The organism is Pseudomonadales bacterium, assembly GCA_024234215.1.
Lineage (GTDB): Bacteria > Pseudomonadota > Gammaproteobacteria > Pseudomonadales > UBA5862 > JACKOQ01.
The window spans coordinates 863,958-882,614 of record JACKOQ010000001.1; the positions used below are offsets into that span (position 1 = coordinate 863,958).

Annotated in this window: 18 protein-coding genes; 6 read left to right on the forward strand and 12 right to left on the reverse strand. The window is 64.3% G+C overall.

What is annotated here, in order from left to right; translation table 11 throughout:
- Window positions 1–25: 25 nt before the first annotated feature.
- Both H7A13_04185 and rraA read right to left on the reverse strand, forming a co-directional pair.
- A complete protein-coding gene (locus tag H7A13_04185; GenBank protein ID MCP5332539.1) occupies window positions 26–787 on the reverse strand; it encodes an SDR family oxidoreductase in 762 nt (253 codons plus the stop codon).
- A 22-nt stretch (window positions 788–809) separates the two neighbouring features.
- On the reverse strand, window positions 810–1,289 hold the full coding sequence (gene rraA / locus H7A13_04190; GenBank protein MCP5332540.1) for a ribonuclease E activity regulator RraA: 480 nt from the start codon (window positions 1,287–1,289) through the stop codon (window positions 810–812).
- Window positions 1,290–1,492: 203 nt separating this feature from the next.
- Between rraA and H7A13_04195 the strand changes: the two genes are divergently transcribed.
- Genes H7A13_04195 through H7A13_04215 form a run of 5 tightly spaced genes read left to right on the forward strand, consistent with a single transcriptional unit; the run spans window position 1,493 to window position 5,345 of the window.
- On the forward strand, window positions 1,493–2,014 hold the full coding sequence (locus tag H7A13_04195; GenBank protein ID MCP5332541.1) for a YqgE/AlgH family protein: 522 nt from the start codon (window positions 1,493–1,495) through the stop codon (window positions 2,012–2,014).
- Window positions 2,007–2,501 carry a Holliday junction resolvase RuvX gene (gene ruvX / locus H7A13_04200; GenBank protein MCP5332542.1) on the forward strand — a complete coding sequence of 165 codons (495 nt, stop codon included), beginning with the start codon at window positions 2,007–2,009 and terminating at the stop codon, window positions 2,499–2,501. The genes H7A13_04195 and ruvX overlap by 8 nt, the downstream gene beginning before the upstream one ends.
- On the forward strand, window positions 2,494–3,003 hold the full coding sequence (pyrR, locus tag H7A13_04205; protein MCP5332543.1) for a bifunctional pyr operon transcriptional regulator/uracil phosphoribosyltransferase PyrR: 510 nt from the start codon (window positions 2,494–2,496) through the stop codon (window positions 3,001–3,003). Before ruvX ends, pyrR begins: the two co-directional genes overlap by 8 nt.
- 40 nt (window positions 3,004–3,043) lie before the next feature.
- The gene (locus H7A13_04210) at window positions 3,044–4,045 is read left to right on the forward strand and encodes an aspartate carbamoyltransferase catalytic subunit (GenBank protein ID MCP5332544.1); all 1,002 of its coding nucleotides are present in this window, start codon (window positions 3,044–3,046) and stop codon (window positions 4,043–4,045) included.
- Entirely contained in the window at window positions 4,038–5,345 is a 1,308-nt protein-coding gene (locus tag H7A13_04215; protein ID MCP5332545.1) for a dihydroorotase, read from the forward strand. Before H7A13_04210 ends, H7A13_04215 begins: the two co-directional genes overlap by 8 nt.
- 18 nt (window positions 5,346–5,363) lie before the next feature.
- Here the strand turns inward: H7A13_04215 and pgi are convergent, their stop codons facing one another.
- Complete coding sequence (gene pgi / locus H7A13_04220; GenBank protein MCP5332546.1) at window positions 5,364–7,046, reverse strand: glucose-6-phosphate isomerase; 1,683 nt, start codon at window positions 7,044–7,046, stop codon at window positions 5,364–5,366.
- Window positions 7,047–7,169: 123 nt separating this feature from the next.
- Here pgi and H7A13_04225 point away from each other — a divergent pair, with 123 nt between their 5' ends.
- Window positions 7,170–7,469, forward strand: coding sequence for a DUF1244 domain-containing protein (locus tag H7A13_04225; GenBank protein ID MCP5332547.1), 300 nt, complete (start codon window positions 7,170–7,172; stop codon window positions 7,467–7,469).
- Window positions 7,470–7,513: 44 nt separating this feature from the next.
- Here H7A13_04225 and phoU read toward each other — a convergent pair whose 3' ends face one another.
- The 9 genes from phoU to H7A13_04270 form a co-directional block, all read right to left on the reverse strand.
- Window positions 7,514–8,242 carry a phosphate signaling complex protein PhoU gene (gene phoU, locus H7A13_04230; GenBank protein ID MCP5332548.1) on the reverse strand — a complete coding sequence of 243 codons (729 nt, stop codon included), beginning with the start codon at window positions 8,240–8,242 and terminating at the stop codon, window positions 7,514–7,516.
- A gap of 17 nt (window positions 8,243–8,259) precedes the next feature.
- The gene (locus H7A13_04235) at window positions 8,260–9,081 is read right to left on the reverse strand and encodes a phosphate ABC transporter ATP-binding protein (protein MCP5332549.1); all 822 of its coding nucleotides are present in this window, start codon (window positions 9,079–9,081) and stop codon (window positions 8,260–8,262) included.
- Between the two features lie 28 nt (window positions 9,082–9,109).
- The gene (gene pstA / locus H7A13_04240; protein MCP5332550.1) at window positions 9,110–10,816 is read right to left on the reverse strand and encodes a phosphate ABC transporter permease PstA; all 1,707 of its coding nucleotides are present in this window, start codon (window positions 10,814–10,816) and stop codon (window positions 9,110–9,112) included.
- Complete coding sequence (locus tag H7A13_04245; protein MCP5332551.1) at window positions 10,803–13,040, reverse strand: ABC transporter permease subunit; 2,238 nt, start codon at window positions 13,038–13,040, stop codon at window positions 10,803–10,805. Before H7A13_04245 ends, pstA begins: the two co-directional genes overlap by 14 nt.
- A 164-nt stretch (window positions 13,041–13,204) precedes the next feature.
- On the reverse strand, window positions 13,205–14,176 hold the full coding sequence (gene pstS, locus H7A13_04250; GenBank protein MCP5332552.1) for a phosphate ABC transporter substrate-binding protein PstS family protein: 972 nt from the start codon (window positions 14,174–14,176) through the stop codon (window positions 13,205–13,207).
- Between the two features lie 79 nt (window positions 14,177–14,255).
- Window positions 14,256–15,626 (reverse strand): phosphate regulon sensor histidine kinase PhoR, encoded by a 1,371-nt coding sequence (phoR, locus tag H7A13_04255; protein MCP5332553.1) that lies wholly within the window; start codon window positions 15,624–15,626, stop codon window positions 14,256–14,258.
- Between the two features lie 2 nt (window positions 15,627–15,628).
- Window positions 15,629–16,315 carry a phosphate regulon transcriptional regulator PhoB gene (gene phoB / locus H7A13_04260; protein ID MCP5332554.1) on the reverse strand — a complete coding sequence of 229 codons (687 nt, stop codon included), beginning with the start codon at window positions 16,313–16,315 and terminating at the stop codon, window positions 15,629–15,631.
- Window positions 16,316–16,443: 128 nt separating this feature from the next.
- Window positions 16,444–17,352: an ornithine carbamoyltransferase gene (gene argF / locus H7A13_04265; GenBank protein MCP5332555.1), complete on the reverse strand. Its 909-nt coding sequence runs from the start codon at window positions 17,350–17,352 to the stop codon at window positions 16,444–16,446.
- Window positions 17,353–17,378: 26 nt separating this feature from the next.
- Entirely contained in the window at window positions 17,379–18,560 is a 1,182-nt protein-coding gene (locus H7A13_04270) for an aspartate aminotransferase family protein (GenBank protein MCP5332556.1), read from the reverse strand.
- Window positions 18,561–18,657: the final 97 nt, after the last annotated feature.

The window sequence follows — 18,657 nt, forward strand, 5'->3', positions numbered from 1 at the left end:
GCCTGAGGGCCCTCCCCCACTGCATTCAGGTGGCCGAGATGCCGCCATCGACCATGTAGGTGGCACCGGTCAGGAAGCTGGCGCGGTCGCTGACCAGAAACAGCATCAGTTCGGCGACCTCTTCCGGCTGGCCGTAGCGGCCGAGCGGAATGCCGGAGGCCACCCGCTCCTTCGCCAGCTCCGGCGCCGACGGCGCCATCCCCTGCTCCAGCGAGCGCATCATGCGGGTGTCGATCGGCGAGGGGTTGACGGTGTTGACCCTGATCTTGAACGGCGCGCCTTCGCGCGATGCGCTGCGCATCATGCCGACGACGGCATGTTTGCTGGTGACATAGGGCGACAGGCCGGGCCCGCCCTTGATGCCGGCGGTCGAGGAGGTGATGACGATGCTGCCACCGCCGCTCTTCTGCATTTCGGCCATCACATACTTGAGCCCGAGCCAGACGCCACGCACATTGACCGCCATCACCCGGTCGAACATCTCGATCGGTGAGTCGGTGATCGGCGCCACCACGCCCTCGATGCCGGCGTTGTTCAGAAAGCCGTCGATGCGGCCAAAGCGTGCCACGGTTTCGTCGACATAGCGCTTCACCTGTTCGGGCTGGGTGACATCGGCCTGGCACCAGGCGACGTCGGGGCCGATCGATCTGGCCACTTCGCCGAGTGGCCCCGGGTCGAGGTCCACCAGCATCAGCCGGGCGCCTTCGGCGTGGAAGCGCCGTGCGGCCGCCTGGCCGATGCCGCCGGCGGCGCCGGTGATGATGCAGACACGCTCTTTGAGCTCCATTGTTATTCTCCTTCGGTCGGTTTCAGATCAGTTTTGAAGCGCTGACGATGATGCCATTGTTGTCGGCATAGAGATACTCGCCGGGGTTGAAGGTGACGCCGCCGAAGGTGACCGGCACGTCGAGGTCGCCGATGCCGCGTTTTTCGGTCTTCATCGGACAGGTGGTCAATGCCTGCACGCCGAGGTCGGTCTCGGCGAGCGCGTCGACATCGCGGATGGCGCCATAGATGACGATGCCCTGCCAGCCATTCTTGGCGGCCTCCTCGGCCAGCATGTCGCCGAGCAGCGAACGGCGGCTGGAGCCGCCGCCATCGACCACCAGCACCTTGCCACGGCCGTTCTGGCCGACCTGGCTCTTGACCAGCGAGTTGTCTTCAAAGCATTTGATGGTGACGATCTGGCCACCGAAGGCGGAGCGGCCGCCATAGTTGCCGAACATCGGCTCGACGAGACGGATCTTGTCGGCAAACTGGTCGCAAAGGTCGGGGGTGCTGATGCTCATTGCTGCTCCTGGGTTGTGCATGGCTGGGTGCGTGCCGTCTGCCGTTGCGCCTGCAATCGGCGGCGCTGCGTGCGGGTCGGCCGCGCTGGCCGGCATGTTACCACCGCGGCGGCTTGTCGCATCCGGGCTTTCGCCCGATACTGGCGCCATGTCGAAAGAGGGAGTCCCCGGTGCAGACGTTGCGCAATCAATTTCTGATCGCGATGCCACAGCTCGAGGGATCGCTCTTTGCCCAGAGTCTGATCTTTCTTTGCGAGCACAGCGCGCAGGGGGCGATGGGGCTGATCGTCAACCGGCCGCTGCCGATGCAGCTCGGCGAGATTCTCGACCAGTTGCAGATCGACAGCCATGCCGGGCCCGCCCGCGAGGCGCCGCTCTACTTTGGCGGACCGGTGCAGAGCGAACAGGGCTTCATTCTGCACCGCGGTCCTGCGCGCTACCTCTCGTCACTGCAGGTGAGTGACGAGGTCGTGCTGTGCACCTCACGCGATGCGCTGGAGGCGATCGGCGCCAATGACGGCCCGGCCGACTACTTGGTGGCACTGGGCTATGCCGGCTGGAGCGAGGGGCAGCTCGAGCAGGAGCTGGCCGACAACGCCTGGCTCACGGTGCCGGCCACGACCGATCTGCTCTTCACGGCCGAACCGTCGCGCCGCGCCGCGGCCGCCGCCGCCACCCTCGGCATCAACCTCAGTCTGCTCCATGCCCAGCCCGGACATGCCTGAAGTGACGCCGTGCAGCCAGCAGGTCGTGCTCGGGTTCGACTTCGGCTCCAGACGCATCGGCGTGGCGGTGGGGCAGGGGCTCACCGGTCGGGCCACGCCACTGCGGGTGCTGCCGGCACGCGACGGCATCGCCGACTGGGCGCAGTTCGACCGGCTGATCGCCGAGTGGCAACCGGGCTCACTGCTGGTGGGCGAGCCACTCAACATGGATGGCAGCGCCAGCGAGATGACGTTGCGTGCGCGCAAGTTCGCCAACCGGCTGCGCGAGCGCTACCGGCTGCCGGTGCATCTGGTGGATGAGCGGCTCTCCAGCTTCGAAGCGCGGGGTCGGCAACTGGAACGGCGGCGGCAGCAGCGGCCGCCGCGATCGAATGAACCCGGCATCGACGCGCAGGCCGCCTGCCTGATCGTCGAGACCTTTCTGCATGAAGCGTCGATGGCGCGGCGGCAGGGCGCGGACATCAATCTGGAGCAGTCGAATGGTTGAACTTCCGGCGGTGGATCTGTTGCTCGATGCGATGGCCGCAGCGTTGCGCCAGCAGCTCGCTGCGTTGCGAATCAGTCGGCCGGCCATGGTCGGCATTCGCACCGGCGGCGTCTGGGTGGCCGAGCAGCTGCATCAGCGGCTGGGTCTCGACGAACCGCTCGGCACGCTCGACATCGGCTTCTACCGCGATGACTTCACCCGCATCGGCCTGCAACCGAAGGTGGCGCCGTCGCAACTGCCCTTCGCGGTCGATGGTCGCGCGCTGCTGCTGGTGGATGACGTGATCATGAGTGGCCGAACCATTCGCGCCGCGCTCAATGAGCTGTTCGACTATGGTCGGCCGGCCTCGGTGATGCTGGCGGTGCTGATCGACCTGCCGCAGCGTGAGCTGCCGATCCAGCCCGATGTGTGTGGCGAGCGGCTGCTGCTGGCGCCGGGTGAGCGGATCAAGCTGACCGGGCCGCAGCCGCTGTCGCTGCGCCTCGAACGCACCGCCCCGTGATTGTTGGCCGACCCGGAGCCAGCGGTTACACTGCGCGCCGATGAACAGCCAGCCGCCGCATGACCTCCAGCTCACCCCGCAGGGGCAGTTGCGCCATTTTCTGGCCATCGAGGGGCTGTCGCGGCAGATATTGACCGAGATTCTCGACACCGCCGAATCTTTTCTCACGGTTGGTGATCAGCCGGTCAAGAAGGTGCCGCTGCTGCGCGGCAAGACCGTGGTCAATCTCTTCTTCGAGGCCAGCACCCGCACCCGCACCACCTTCGAGCTGGCCGCCAAGCGGCTGTCGGCCGATGTGCTCAGCCTCAACATCGGCACCTCGGCCACCTCCAAGGGCGAGAGCCTGCTCGACACCCTGCGCAATCTGGAGGCGATGGCCAGCGACATGTTCATCGTGCGCCATGCCGACAGCGGCGCGGCCCACTTCATCGCCGCCCAGGTGACGCCCGACGTGGCGGTGATCAATGCCGGTGATGGGCGCCATGCCCATCCGACGCAGGCGATGCTCGACATGTTCACGATTCGCCGCCACAAGGGGGCCTTCGAGCCGCTGAAGGTGGCGATCGTCGGCGACATCCTGCACTCCCGCGTCGCCCGCTCGCAGATCAAGGCACTGAAGACGCTGGGCACCGGCGAGGTGCGGCTGATTGCCCCGCTCACGCTGCTGCCGGCCGGCATCGACGCCTTCGGAGTGCGCCACTTCACCCGGCTCGAAGAGGGGCTGAGCGACGTCGATGTGGTGATCATGCTGCGTTTGCAGCGCGAGCGGATGCAGAGCGCGCTGCTGCCGAGCTTCAATGAGTATTACCAGCTTTATGGGCTGACCACCGAAAAACTGGCCTATGCCCGGCCCGATGCGATCGTCATGCATCCGGGACCGATCAACCGCGGCGTCGAGATCCAGTCCGAGGTGGCCGACGGGCCGCAGTCGGTGATCCTGCAACAGGTGAGCAACGGCATCGCCGTGCGGATGGCGATTCTGTCGATGACGATGAGTGGCCAGACGCTGGCCAGACAGCAGGAGTCCGCGCTCCATGTCTGATCGATCCAGGGCCGTGCCGGCACCGGCGCTGCTGATCCGCGGTGGCCGGGTCATCGACCCGGTTCAGGGCATCGACCGCGTCGCCGATCTGGCGGTCAGCGACGGCCGGATTCTGTCGATTGGCGAGCCACCGCCCGGTTTCGTGGCCGAGCAGCAGATCGACGCCCAGGGTTGGGTGGTGGCGCCGGGTTTCGTCGATCTGGCGGTGCGGCCGCGCGAACCCGGCGATGAGCAGAAGGCGACACTGGAGAGTGAATGCCGGGCCGCGCTGGCCGGCGGCATCACCACGCTCTGCATGCCACCCGACACCCGGCCTCCGATCGACACGCCGGCGGTGGTCCGGCTGATCGAGGCGCAGGCGCGCGCGGCCGGTGCGGCACGGGTGGTGGTGCTGGGCGCACTGACGCAGCAGTTGGCCGGGGCATTTCCGGCCGAGATGGCGGCGCTGCGGGCCGCTGGTTGCGTTGGCATGAGCAACGGCAAGGCGCCGCTGGCCACTGCGCGGGTGCTGCGACACTGCATGGAGTATGCGGCCAGCAATGGCCTGATGCTGTTTGTCGAACCCGAGGAGCCGACGCTGGCGGCCGATGGCTGTGCCCATGAAGGCGAGGTGGCCAGCCGTCTGGGCCTGACCGGCATCCCGGCCAGTGCCGAGAGCATCGCCATTGCCACGGTGCTGCTGCTGGTCGAGCAGACCGGTGCGCGGGTCCACTTCGGACGGCTGTCGGCCGCCCGGTCGGTGGCGTTGATCGCCCAGGCCAAGGCGCAGGGATTGCCGGTCACTGCCGACGTGGCCGCCCATCAGTTGATCTGGAACGAGCGCGCGCTGCTCGACTATGACGCCCGCTTCCATCTGCGGCCACCGCTGCGCGGCGAGGCCGACCGCCAGGCGCTGTTGCAGGGGGTGCTGGAGGGGGTGGTCGATGCCATCTGCTCCGACCATCAGCCGCACGAGGCCGAGGCCAAGCTGGCACCCTTTGCCGCCACCGAGCCGGGAATCTCCGCACTCGAGACGCTGTTGCCACTGGCGCTGGCCGCTGCAAGCCAGGTCGAGATGCCACTGATCAAACTGATCGAACGGCTCAGCAGCGCACCTGCCCGGTTGCTTGGACTCGACGCCGGCTCGCTGCTGCCGGGTGCCCGCGCCGACCTCTGCCTCTTTGCCCCCGCTGAGCGCTGGCGACTGAGCGCCGCCACGTTGCACTCAAGAGGGCAGAACAGCCCGCTGCTCGAGAGCGAACTGGTGGGGCGGGTGCGCCATACGCTGCTCGATGGACGGATCGTCCACCAGGCGCCGTAACGGACGCACTCCCGGCTTTCACAGCAGGCCGCTGCGGTAGCGCCGAATCAGTGCGGCGGTCGAGCCATCGAACTGATCGGGCAGCGGCAGCGTGCCGTCGATCAGCAGTGGCGAGATGCGTTCGCTCAACTGCTTGCCCAGCTCCACTCCCCACTGGTCGAATGCATTGATGCGCCAGATCAGGCTCTGCACATAGACCTTGTGCTCATAGAGCGCGATCAGTGCGCCCAGGGTCTGCGGCGTCAGTTGCTCCATCAGCAGCATGTTGCTGGGCCGGTTGCCGGCAATCACCTTGTGCGGGGCCAGTTGGCGGGCCTGCTCGCGATCGAGTCCGGCCTGCAGCAGCTCTGCGGTGGCCGCTTCGAGGCTCTTGCCCTCCAGCAGCGCCTGACTCTGTGCCACGCAGTTGGCGAAGAGATGGTGGTGGTGGTCGGCCACCCGGTGGTGGGCGCGCAGCGCGGTGATGAAATCGACCGGGATGAACTGAGTGCCCTGATGCAGCAGTTGGTGAAACGAGTGCTGGCCCAGCGTGCCGGGCGTGCCCCAGACCACGGCGGCGCTGTGGTAAGCGAGCGGTTCGCCGGCCAGGTTGCAGGATTTGCCGTTGCTCTCCATCTCCAGTTGTTGCAGAAAATCGGGGAAGCGGCGCAGGTCATGCAGATAGGGCAGTATCGCCTGTGAGCGTGCGCCCCACAGGTTCTGGTACCAGATGCCCAGCAGCGCCAGCAGCACCGGCATGTTGTGTGCCAGTTCGGCCTGGGCAAAGTGGCTGTCCATCGCCTGGGCGCCCTGTTGCAGTGCGCGAAAGCCATTGACGCCGATGGCGAACATGATCGGCAGCCCGATTGCCGACCAGAGCGAGTAGCGGCCACCGACCCAGTCCCACAGCGGAAAGACCTGCCGTTCGTCGATGCCGAAGGCGACTGCCTTGGCGACATTGGCCGACACCGCCACGAAGTGACGCGCCACGGCGGCGGGATCACCCGAATCGGCCAGCACCCAGGCGCGTGCTGCCTCGGCATTCTTGCGGGTTTCGAGTGTGCCGAACGACTTGGAGGCGACGATGAACAGCGTGGTGGCGGGGTCGAGCCCGTGCAGGGTGCGCTCGAAGTCGGCACCATCGATGTTGGCCAGAAAGTGGCTGCGAAAGCGGCCGGTGTGGTAGGGGCGCAGCGCCTCGGTGGCCATCACCGGACCGAGGTCCGAACCGCCGATGCCGATGTTGACGATGTCGGTGATCGGTCGGTCGCTGAAGCCGCGCCAATCGCGGTTCGCCACCGAGGTGACCAGCGCCTCCAGCCGGGCCAAGGTGCTGTCGACCTCGGCATTGACGGCCAGATCGGCTTGGTCGGTGAAGCTGCCACGCAGGGCGATGTGCAGGGCAGGACGCGCTTCGGTCGGATTGATCGGTTCACCCCGGAACATGGCGGCGATCCCGTCGCTGACGCCGGCGGCTTTGGCCAGCGTCAGCAGTGCGGCAAGCGCTGGGTCATCGAGCCGGTTCTTGGCGTAGTCGAGTTGCAGTCCGGCGGCGCTCACGCTGTAGCGTTCGGCACGCCGGGGATCGGCACTGAACAGTGCAGAAAGCCTCTGCCCGGCCAGCCGCTGCTGATGGGGAATCAACGCCTGCCAGGCCTGGCTCCAGGGAGTGCCGTCCAGCGGCGGTACCGAAGCGGATGCGGCGTGGGGAAATTCTGACATGGTGGTTCTCGTCTTGCGACCGTGAATGGGTTTTTGAAGCCAGGATCGGGCCAATTCTTGCTACCATGGTCCATCTGGCGCGTGCGGTGTGCACGCTTTCAACTGAATCGCTGGAGGTGAATGATGGAGCCCGCAACGACCATTGAACTGCAAGCCGCGGCTTTTCGCCATCTGCTCGAGCATCTGCGGGCACGGCCGCAACTGCAGAACATTGAGTTGATGAACCTGGCTGATTTCTGCCGCAACTGCCTGGCCAAGTGGCTGGTGGAGGCAGCGGCCGAACGTGGCCTGTCGCTCGATTACGAAGCGGCGCGGGAGCAGGTCTATGGCATGCCCTACAGCGAGTGGAAGGCACATCACCAGCGCGAGGCCACACCCGAGCAGTTGGCCGCCTTCGAGCAGAGGCAGAACAGCAAGAGTTGAGCGGAGGCGGGTCGGTGGCTGACCCGCGACGCTTCGTTGCGGTGCTACTCCGCCTCCCCGAGGGTGGGTGCATCCAGTGCGGTCCGCTGCTTCTGCTCCAGACCGATGTGGCGGACATCCTTGCCCTTGACGCAGAAGATTACATATTCGCAGATGTTCTTGGCATGGTCGCCGATGCGCTCCAGCGCGCGGGCCGACCAGAGGGTGTTGAGCACCCGCCGGATGCTGCGCTGATCCTCCATCATGATGGTGATCAACTGGCGCATGGACGCCTCATATTCGCGGTCGACCACCTTGTCTTCGGCGATGACGGCGAGGGCCGCCTCGACATCCATGCGGGCGAAGGCATCCAGGGTGTCATGCAGCATCTTTCGGACATGGCCGCCCAGATGCTTGATCTCGATGTACTGGTTGATCGGCCGGTCCATCGTCGACAGCTCATAGGCCATCTTGGCGATCTTTTCGGCCTCGTCACCGATGCGTTCGAGGTCGGTGATGGTCTTCAGGATGGCGATCAGCAGGCGCAGGTCCACCGCGGTGGGCTGACGCCGAGCGATGATCTGGGTGCACTGCTCATCGATCGTCACCTCCATCGAGTTGACCTGGATGTCGCCGTGAATGACCTGTTCGGCCTTCTGGGTGTCGCCATCCACCAGTGCCGTGATGGCATCCAGAATCTGGGTCTCCACCAGACCGCCCATGGTGAGCACCTGGGTGCGGAGCTTGTCGAGCTCCAGGTTGTACTGCTCGCTGATGTGGTGTGATCGTTCCATTGCTGACTCCTGTGGCATCAGCCGTAGCGGCCGGTGATGTAATCCTCGGTCTGCTTCTTGGCTGGCTTGGTGAAGAGGGTGTCGGTGTTGTCGAACTCGATCAGTTTGCCCAGGTACATGAAGGCAGTGTAGTCGGAGATGCGGGCCGCCTGCTGCATGTTGTGGGTGACGATGACGATGGTGTAGTGCGACTTGAGCTCGTAGATCAGCTCCTCGATCTTCAGCGTCGAGATCGGGTCGAGTGCCGAGGCCGGCTCATCGAGCAGGATCACCGAGGGCTCGATGGCGATGGCGCGCGCGATCACCAGCCGCTGCTGCTGGCCGCCGGAGAGCCCCATGGCGTTGTCGTCGAGCCGGTCCTTGACCTCATCCCACAGTGCCGCGCTCTGCAGGGCCCACTCGATCTTCTCGTCGAGCACACGCCGCTGTTTCACCCCCTGCAGCCGCAGGCCGTAGGCGACATTCTCGTAGATCGATTTTGGAAAGGGGTTGGGCTTCTGAAACACCATGCCGACATGGCGGCGCAGGTCGGAGACATTGACGCTCGGGTCGTGAATGTCCTGCCCCTGCAGCAGGATCCGGCCATTCACCTGTACGCCATCGACCAGGTCGTTCATGCGGTTGAAGCAGCGCAACAGGGTTGATTTGCCGCAACCGCTGGGACCGATGAAGGCAGTGACGCAGTGTTCTGGAATCTGCATGTTGACGTCGAACAGCGCCTGTTTTTCGCCATAGAGCAGGTCGAGGTGCTCCACTTTGATGCAGACCGACTCATCGGCAATGCCAGGCTTGCGGGGGGTATCGATGCTGCGATTGGGTCGATCCACGGTGACACCCATGCCGTTGGGGACGATGTATGAACTGGCTTCAGTTGTCGAGGGCACTGAATTTCTCCCGTAGCCGGTTGCGTAGAAGGATCACGGTCAGGTTGAGCAGGATGATGACCAGTACCAGAAAGAACGAGGTCGCATAGACCAGCGGCCGGGCCGCCTCGACATTGGGGCTCTGGAAGCCGACATCATAGATGTGAAACCCCAGGTGCATGAACTTGCGGTCCAGATGGAAGAACGGGAAGTTGCCGTCGATCGGCATGGTCGGCGCCAGCTTGACCACGCCGACCAGCATCAGCGGCGCCACTTCACCAGCGGCGCGGGCGATGGCGAGGATCATGCCGGTCATGATGGCTGGGCTGGCCATCGGCAGCACCACCCGCCACAGGGTCTCGAAGCGGGTGGCACCCACTGCCAGGCTGCCTTCGCGGATCGAACGCGGGATGCGCGCCAAGCCCTCTTCGGTCGAGACGATCACCACCGGCACCGTGAGCAGGGCCAGGGTCAGTGATGCCCACAGGATACCGGGCGTGCCCAGAGTCGGGGCCGGCAGGGCTTCGGCAAAGAACCACTGGTCGATTTGCCCACCGAGCAGGTAGACGAAGAAGCCCAGGCCAAACACCCCATAGACGATCGACGGCACACCGGCGAGGTTGTTGACGGCGATGCGGATGGCGCGGATCAGCGGGCCCTGGCGCGCATATTCACGCATGTAGACGGCGGTGACGATGCCGAAAGGGGTGACCATCACCGACATCAGCAGCACCATCATCACGGTGCCGAAAATGGCCGGAAAGATGCCGCCCTCGGTGTTGGCCTCCCGTGGATCGTCGCTGAGGAAATTCCACAGGTTGATGGCATAGCACTGCAGCTTCGAGAAGAGCGACAGGCTGTTGGGTCGGGTGGCCTCGATCACCCGCGACAGCGGGACATCGACGACCTGCCCGGTCATCACCTCGATTTGCAGCGTGTCGCGTGCCAGTTGCTCATGCAGTTCGATCAGGCGCTGTTGCAGCAGTTCGAACTGGGCATGCTGGGCATCCTCCCGGGTCTTGATGTCGGCAAGCGCTTCATCGCTCTGCTGATTTTGCAGTGCCAGTTTGCGCCGCTCGAGCCGCAGCCGCTCCAGTTGGTGGTTGATCGCGCCGATTTCGCCCTTCTCCAGCGCGCGGATCTCGGCTCGCAGGGTTTTGGCCCGCTCGAGCCGGGGTTGCAGCGCCAGCCAGCTGGCGTCACTGCCGGTGGCGACCGGCTGTCCGGCCTCGGTGATGCCTTGCAGCGTGCCGAACATGTCACCCCATTCGGTGCGTTCGATGCGCACCAGGTGGACGGGGCTGTCGATCTGTTTGATCAGATGGTGGTCGAGCCAGCGAAAATCGGCTGGCAGCAGCTCGCGGTTGCCCACCTTGATCAGCCAGCGCTCGACCTGTTCGGCGCCGGCCGGCGCGGCCTGACCGGTCGATTCGCGGTACTGGTTGACGGAGATGAACTCGGCATTGACCTGCTGGCCGATGATGCGCTCCTGCGTGCCATCGGACAGTTGATAGCGGTACTCATGGAGGGTGGCTGGCCAGAAGTGGGAGAGACCGCGCACGGTGAGCAATCCCAGCAGGGTCAGTACCACGATCAGGCTGATGCTGATGGCGCCGGCATTGAGCCAGATCCAGGGGGCGCCGCTGTTGCGCCAGGCGTTGAACGAAGGGCGAGGCACACTCGCCCTGGTCGATTGATCAGAGATTTCCATAACGCTTCCGCAGATTCTGCCGGACCAGTTCGGCCGCGGTGTTGAAGATGAAGGTGACGGCAAAGAGCACCAGTGCCGCCAGGAACAGAATCCGGTAGTGGCTGCTGTTCACCTCCGATTCCGGCATCTCCACCGCGATGTTGGCCGAGAGGGTGCGCAGCCCTTCGAAGATGCTGAAATCCATCACCGGCGTGTTGCCGGTGGCCATCAGCACGATCATGGTTTCGCCCACGGCCCGGCCCATGCCGATCATGACTGCCGAGAAGATGCCGGGGCTGGCGGTCAGCAGCACCACCCGGGTCAGGGTCTGCCAGGGGGTGGCGCCGAGTGCCAGCGAGCCGAGAGTCAGGTGCTTGGGCACGCTGAAGATGGCATCCTCGGTGATCGAAAAGATGTTGGGAATCACCGCCACGCCCATCGCAATGCCCACCACCAGCGCGTTGCGCTGGTCGTAGTGGATGCCTGCCACCTCCGGCAACCAGCGGCGCAGGCTGCCGCCGAACAGCAGGCTCTCGATTCCGGGGGCCACCGCAAAGGCGAGCCAGATGCCGAAGAGCACCACCGGCACCAGCAGCAGGGCTTCCCAGCCTTCGGGCAGACGGTAGCGCAATGCAGCGGGAGCGAGGTGCCAGAGCCAGGCGCAGAGAAAGAACAGCGGCCCCAGCATCAGCAGCAGCAGAAAGATCGCCAGCAGGTGGTTCTCGATCATCGGCGCCAGCCAGAGCCCGGCCAGAAAGCCAAGAATCACCGTCGGCAGCGCGGCCATCATTTCAATGGCCGGCTTGACCCAGCCACGCATCTTCGGCGACATGAAGTAGGCGGTGTAGATGGCGCCGAGAATGGCCAGCGGCACCGAGAACAGCATCGCATAGAAGGCTGCCTTGAAGGTGCCGAAGACCAGCGGTATCAGGCTGAATTTGGCCTCGAAATCGTTGTTGGCAGCGGAGGATTGCCAGATGTACTGGGGTTCCGGGTAGCCTTCGTACTGCACCTTCGACCAGAGCGTGCTCCAGGAGATCTCCGGATGCGGATTGTGCAGCTCATAAGCGAGCAGCCGGTTGTCGCGGGTTTCGACCAGCAGGCCATCGCCGCGCGGTGCCATGGCGGCGCTGCGCAGGGCGGCCGGCAGCAGCTTCTCTTCGCGCAGCAAAGTGCGCTCCGAGGTGGTGTAGAAGAGGTCGAGGCCACCCTCCTGGTCAAGCACGGTGAAGCCCTTGCGCAACCGTTCCGGAATCAGGGTCGAGATGGAGCCGCTGCTGTTGAAGCTGCGGACCTGACGCAGTTGATAGCGGTTTTCGCTGTCGCGCTGGATCGACAGTTGATGGATCTGCTGCTCGGCATCGGCGACCAGCAGTGATGAACCGCCCAGCAGCAACTGGCTGCCGATCAGATTGCTGCCGCCCACCCAGTCGCTGAAGGTGTGCAGTGCCAGCGGTGCGCTGCGGTCGCGCAGGTCGAACAGCTGGATGCTGTTGTCCTGACCGACCAGGTAGAGCCAGAGCGCATTGGCGTCGATGTGTACCGCAGCCACGCCCTGTGGTGCTGGAATCACTGCCTGTTGTTCGAGAGTGGTCAGCGGTTCGCCATACTCGGTCCGATAGCTCAACAACTGCAACTGCCTGCTGTCATCGACCAGCGCCAGAATCAGGGCTTCGTTTTCCAGCACGGCGTCCAGATCAATGAGGGGTGCGCTGGCGGGCAGGGCCAGGGGCGTCTTGCCATGGGGGTACTGCACCCGAGGCGTCAGGACGCGCCGATCGCCGTCGAAGCTGACCTTGTAGCTCACCTTGGCGATCAGCAGCTGGTTGCCTTCGAGCAGCAGCACCAGATGGCGTTGTACGGCGCCAATCGCCAGGGCCTTGACGATCTTCTGTCCGGCAGCCAGCGGCAGCTGCTCCTGACGGACCAGTTGGCCGTCGGTCAGATTGAAGAAGCTCAACTGGCCGTTGGCGGTCAGGCGGCTGCCCAGCTGGAAGCTCTCTTCGACATCGATCAGCAGTGATTCACCCTGTTCGGCCGCCGGCAGCGCAAAGTTGCCGTGTGGGGTGATCGAAGCCGACTGGAAGATCGGCAGCACGACATAGAGCAGGTAGATGAAGATTGCCAGGATGGTGACGATCACCCACAGGCCGCCTGCGGCAATCACCTTTTCCATCGATCTGTCGAGCAGCAGGCGGCGGCGCTGGCGCGGCGAGGTGATCAGGGTGAAACCGGCCTTGTTCATCGGCGAGTCGTCCAGAATTGAAAAGGGATGCCGTGTGGCATGGTGCCGTTCATGTCGATCCGGCGCGCAAAGATACCAGACCGGTCAGAAAACAGCAGAGGATATTCAGAAAACATGAAGGGAGACTGGCGGGCAGTCTCCCTTCATGCACAGTCACAGGCCGATCACTTGATCTTGGCCAGGTCTTCAGCAGCCACGCTGGCGGGCAGCGGGACGTAGCCATCCTTGACCACCACCTGCTGGCCCTGCTTGGAGAGGATCAGCTTGATGAACTCACGTTCGATCGGTGCCAGCGCCTTGTCCGGCTCCTGATTCACATAGACATAGAGGTAACGCGACAGCGGATAGCTCTTGTTGAGCGCATTGGCCTCGGTGGCCTCGACCGGCTTGGCGCCCTCCTTGGTGGCCAGTGGCAGTGCACGCACGCCGGGCGTCGTATAGCCGATGCCGGAGTAACCGATGCTGTTCAGCGAGGTGCTGATGCTCTGCACCACCGATGCGGAGCCTGGCTGCTCGTTGACGTTGGCCTTGAAGTCGCCCTTGCACAGTGCATGCTCCTTGAAGTAGCCGTAGGTGCCGGAGACCGAGTTGCGGCCGTAGATCTGGATCGAGCGTTTCTCCCAGTCGCCGGTCAGGCCGAGTTGCCCCCAGGTGCCGATGTCATCGGCACCACCGCACTTGCGGGTGGTGGAGAAGATGGCATCCACCTGCGGAATGGTGAGTGACGCAATCGGATTGTCCTTGTGGACGAAGACCGCCAGTGCATCGACCGCCACCCGGATCGCGGTGGGTTTGTAGCCATATTTGTCTTCGAAGGCAGCGACCTCGTTGCCTTTCATCTCCCGGCTCATCGGGCCGATGTTGGAGGTGCCTTCGGTCAGCGCTGGTGGCGCGGTGGAGGAGCCGGCAGCCTGGATCTGGATGTTGACGTTCGGGTATTGGCGCTTGAACTCTTCGGCCCAGAAGGTCATCAGATTGGCCAATGTGTCGGAACCGACGCTCGACAGGTTGCCGGAGACACCGCTGGCCTTGCTGTAGCTGGGCAGGGCCGGATCGACGGCGGTTTCGGCGACAGCCCAAGGGCTGGCCAGGGCAGCCGAGACGCTGACCAGAGAAAGAAGTCTGAGGGTTTTCATTGCGGGTGTGATCTCCATGAGTGGCGGATGGCAGCGATTATCGGAATCGATTGTGACAGTCAGGTTACGAAAGGGCGGATCACTGCTGTGCGTTTGTGACAATCGCATCGTGCGCCGCAGCCGGGGCGAGCTTTCGCGCAGCTTGCACCAGGGTCCGGTTGACCGGAAACAGACAGTGGAAGCTGCTGCCATGTCCCGGTTGGCTGTCGATTCTCAGTTCGGCGCCATGGCGGCGTATCACCTGCTTGACGATCGACAGCCCCAGGCCGGTGCCGCCGGCTTGACGTGAGCGACCGACATCGACCCGGTAGAAGCGCTCGGTGAGCCGCTCGATGTGGGCCGGTGCGATGCCGGGGCCGTTGTCGGTGACACTGAGCCGCGCCCGACCGTCTGGATCGACCTGCCATTGCAGCTCGATCTTTCCGCCTGGTGCGGTGTAGCGAATGGCGTTGCCCAGCAGGTTGCTGGCCACACTGTAGAGCTCCTGCTCGACGCCGCGCAGCTTGAGCTGGGGATCGATCCGGTAGCTGAAGCTGTGTTGTCCCTTGCTGAGCTGCTCGCAATCGCGTGCGGCCGAACGAAGCAGGGCCGGCATCTCGACCAGCGGGCAGTTTTCGGCATTGAGCATGGTGTCGGTGTCGAGCCGCGACAGCAGCAGCAGATCCTCGACCAGGGTCTTCATTCGCTGGGCAGGGGCATAGATCTTGCCGAGCAGGCTCTTCAGTGTCGCGGGGTCGGTCTCTTGAATGTCGTCATCGAGCAGGCTTTCGAGGTAGCCGATCACCACCGTCAGCGGTGTGCGCAGCTCGTGGGAGACATTGGCGACGAAGTCACGCCGCATGTTCAGCAGCCGGTTGAGCTGGGTGACATCGCGCGCCAGCAGCAGGCGCTGCTCGTTGCGGCCGCTGGAGATGCGCAGATCGAGCAGGATGCGCTCATCGACCGGTGACATCATCTCCAGGGTGTCATAGTTGCTGTCGCTGCTGTGCTCGCGCAGCAGGCGGATGAACTGCGGACTGCGAATCAGGCCGCTGATGGCATGGCCGGTGTCGCTGGAGCGCAGTCCCAGCAGATCAGTGGCGGCGCGGTTGAACCAGAGAATCTGGTCATGGGCATCGAGCAGCACGGTGGCATCGGGCAGGATTCGCGCCGAGCGCTGGAACTGCCGCAGCTCCTGGGCGATGCGGCTGCGGCGTGCATGTTGACGCTTGCGGTGGCGATGCAGATGGTAGATGACCTCATCGAAGACGCCATCGAGGTCGGGCGGGTCGCGGTCATGGTGCCGTACCCACTGTTCGAGCCGACGCAGGCGCAGCAGCAGGTTGCCGATATAGAGCAGCAGGCTGATGCTCAGCAGCCAGCCGCTCTGGCCGGTGAAGGCGCCGATCAGCAGCGCTGCGGCAACGAACAGCAGCAGCCGCCACGACTCCTCGATCCAGGGGCGAGACATGCTCAGGTTCTGGAGAGGCGATAGCCGGTGCCGCGTACGGTCTGGATCAGCCGATCATAGCCATGGGGTGCCAGGGTCTTGCGCAGCCGCAGAATGTGGACGTCCACCGTGCGCTCCTCGACATAGACCGTGCGGCCCCAGACCCGATCGAGCAGCTGGTCGCGGTTGTAGACCCGGTCGGGATTGCTCATGAACAGCTCCAGCAGCCGATATTCGGTCGGGCCGATGTGGACCGGCTTGCCGTCGACCAGCAGCCGGTGCCCCTGGGTGTCGAGGCAGAGTCCGTCGATGGCAAGGCGCCCCTCGTCACCTCTGCCACTGCGGCGCAGCAGCGCCTTGATGCGCGCCAGCAGCTCCTTGGAGGAGAAGGGCTTGGTGATGTAGTCGTCGATGCCGACCGAGAAGGATTTCAGCTTGTCGCTCTCTTCGCCGCGGGCGGTCAGCATGATCAGCGGCAGCTCCTGGGTGGGTTCATCGCGCCGCAGCCGGTTGGCCAGCTCGATGCCGCTGAGGCCCGGCAACATCCAGTCGATCAGAATCAGATCCGGACGCTGCTGATCAAGCAGGCGCAGCGCGCTTTCGCCATCTTCGGCCAAAGTGACCGCATAGCCGCCACGTTCGAGGCTGAAGGCCAGCATGTCACGAATCTCCGGTTCATCTTCGACGACCAGAATCTTTTGCCCGTGTATTTCCATGTCAAATCAACCTCGTGCGGGTGGAGATGAAGGAAACATTTAATCCGTCATGAATGACGGCTGGATGACAATTGTAACAATTGTCGGTGCCGGGGCAGTGAGTGTGACGGTGCGGATGCTGCTCAGTGCTGTTGCAGCAGCCACTCCATCAGCGCCTTCTGTGCATGCAGGCGGTTCTCGGCCTCGTCCCACACCACCGAGCGGGGGTCGTCGAGCATCTCCTCGCTGACCTCTTCGCCACGGTGGGCCGGCAGGCAGTGCATGAAGAGTGCATCGCGGGCGGCATGGTCCATCAGGGCTGGCGAGACCTGGTAACCGTCGAAGGCCTGACGGCGCTGCTCGCCCTGCGACTCCTGTCCCATCGAGGCCCAGACATCGGTCACCACCAGGTTGGCGCCGGTCGTGGCGGTGATGGGGTCGCGCAGCAGGGTGACATGGCTGGAGCCGCTGGCCAGCAGCTCGGCGCGTGGCTCGAATCCGGCCGGGCAAGCGATGCGCAGTTCGAAGTCGAACAGCCGGGCGGCTTCGATGTAGGAGTTGCACATGTTGTTGCCATCGCCGATCCAGGCGACCTGCCTGCCACGGAGGTCACCACGCAGTTCGACATGGGTTTGCAGGTCGGCCAGCAACTGGCAGGGGTGGTGGTCGTCGGTCAGGCCGTTGATCACCGGCACCGCGGAGTGGGCGGCAAAACGTTCGATGATGTCATGGCCAAAGGTGCGGATCATCACCAGATCGACCATGCGCGAGATGACGCGGGCGCTGTCTTCGACCGGCTCGCCACGGCCGAGCTGGCTGTCACGCGGCGACAGAAAGATCGCATGGCCGCCCATCTGCGCCATGCCGGCCTCGAAGGAGACGCGGGTACGGGTCGAGGATTTCTCGAAGATCATCCCCAGCACCTTGCCGATCATCGGCTGGTGGGCAAAGCCGCGCCGCTGCATCCGCTTCAGTTCGATGGCGCGCTCGATCACCTGGCGCAATTCGGTGGGTGTCAAGTCGGAGAGGGTCAGAAAGTGACGGATGGCCATGGTCGTTGTTGCTTCGTGAACGGCGCTCAACTGCGCGGTTTGGTCCGCTCATCGGCGGCATGGGTCTTGATCAGCCGCACCAGGCGCTCGATCAACTGATCGGCCTCGTCGGCGGTCATGATCAGTGGCGGCAACAGGCGGATCACCCGGTCGGCGGTGACGTTGACGATCACTCCCTGTGCTGCGCAGAGCGAGGGGAATTCGGCGCAGGGTTCGCTCAGTTCGATGCCGAGCAGCAAGCCTTCACCACGGATGTCGCGAACATAGTCGCAGCCGGCCAGTTCGCTGCGAAAGCCGGCCAGCAGCCGCGCACCGATCTGTGCGGCGTTGGCGGCCAGTTGCTGCTGATCGATGGTGGAGACCACTGCCCGCGCGGCGGCGGTGGCGAGTGGATTGCCGCCAAAGGTGGAACCATGGTTACCCGGCTGGAACAGCGTGGCAGCGGCACCACCGGCAAGACAGGCGCCGATCGGCACGCCGTTGCCCAGCCCCTTGGCGGTGGTGACCACATCGGGCAGGATGCCGCGGTTCTGGTAGGCGAAGTAACTGCCGCTGCGGCCGTTGCCGGTCTGTACTTCGTCGAGCATCAGCAGCCAGCCATGCTGGTCGCAGTGCCGGCGCAGTTCGGCAAGGTAGTTGGCATCGGCCAGCTTGATTCCCGACTCACCCTGGATCGGCTCCACCAGGATGGCGACCACCTCATGGTTGTTGCGGGCGATGGTGTCGAGTGCGGCAAGGTCGTTGAACGGAGCGCGCACGAAGCCCTTCACCAGTGGCTCGAAGCCAGCCTGGATCGCCCGGTTGCCCGAGGCGCTCAGCGTGGCCAGTGTGCGGCCATGAAAGGCGCCCTCCATCACCACGATGGCGGGGTTGTCGATGCCGCGCCGATGGCCATGCAGGCGTGCCAGCTTGATGGCCGCCTCGTTGGCTTCGGCGCCGGAGTTGCAGAAAAAGACCGTGTCGAGACCAGAGACCTTGCAGAGCAGCTCGGCCAGTCGCTCCTGGTTGGGAATCTGGAACAGATTGGAGACATGCAGCAGTTTTTCGGCCTGCAGGCGAATGGCCTGGGTGACGGCCGGATGGGCATGGCCCAGACCGCAGACGGCGATGCCGCTCAGGGCATCGAGATAGCGACGGCCCTGGCTGTCATAGAGCCAGATGCCCTCCCCGTGGGTGAACTCCACGGGGAGGCGGCGGTAGGTGTTCATCACGTTGTGCATCTGTCGTTCGATCCGAAAACGGCCCTCGGAAAAAAAGAGAAGGCAGCCACGGCCGCCTTGCATCGATTCGCGATAGTAGTGATTC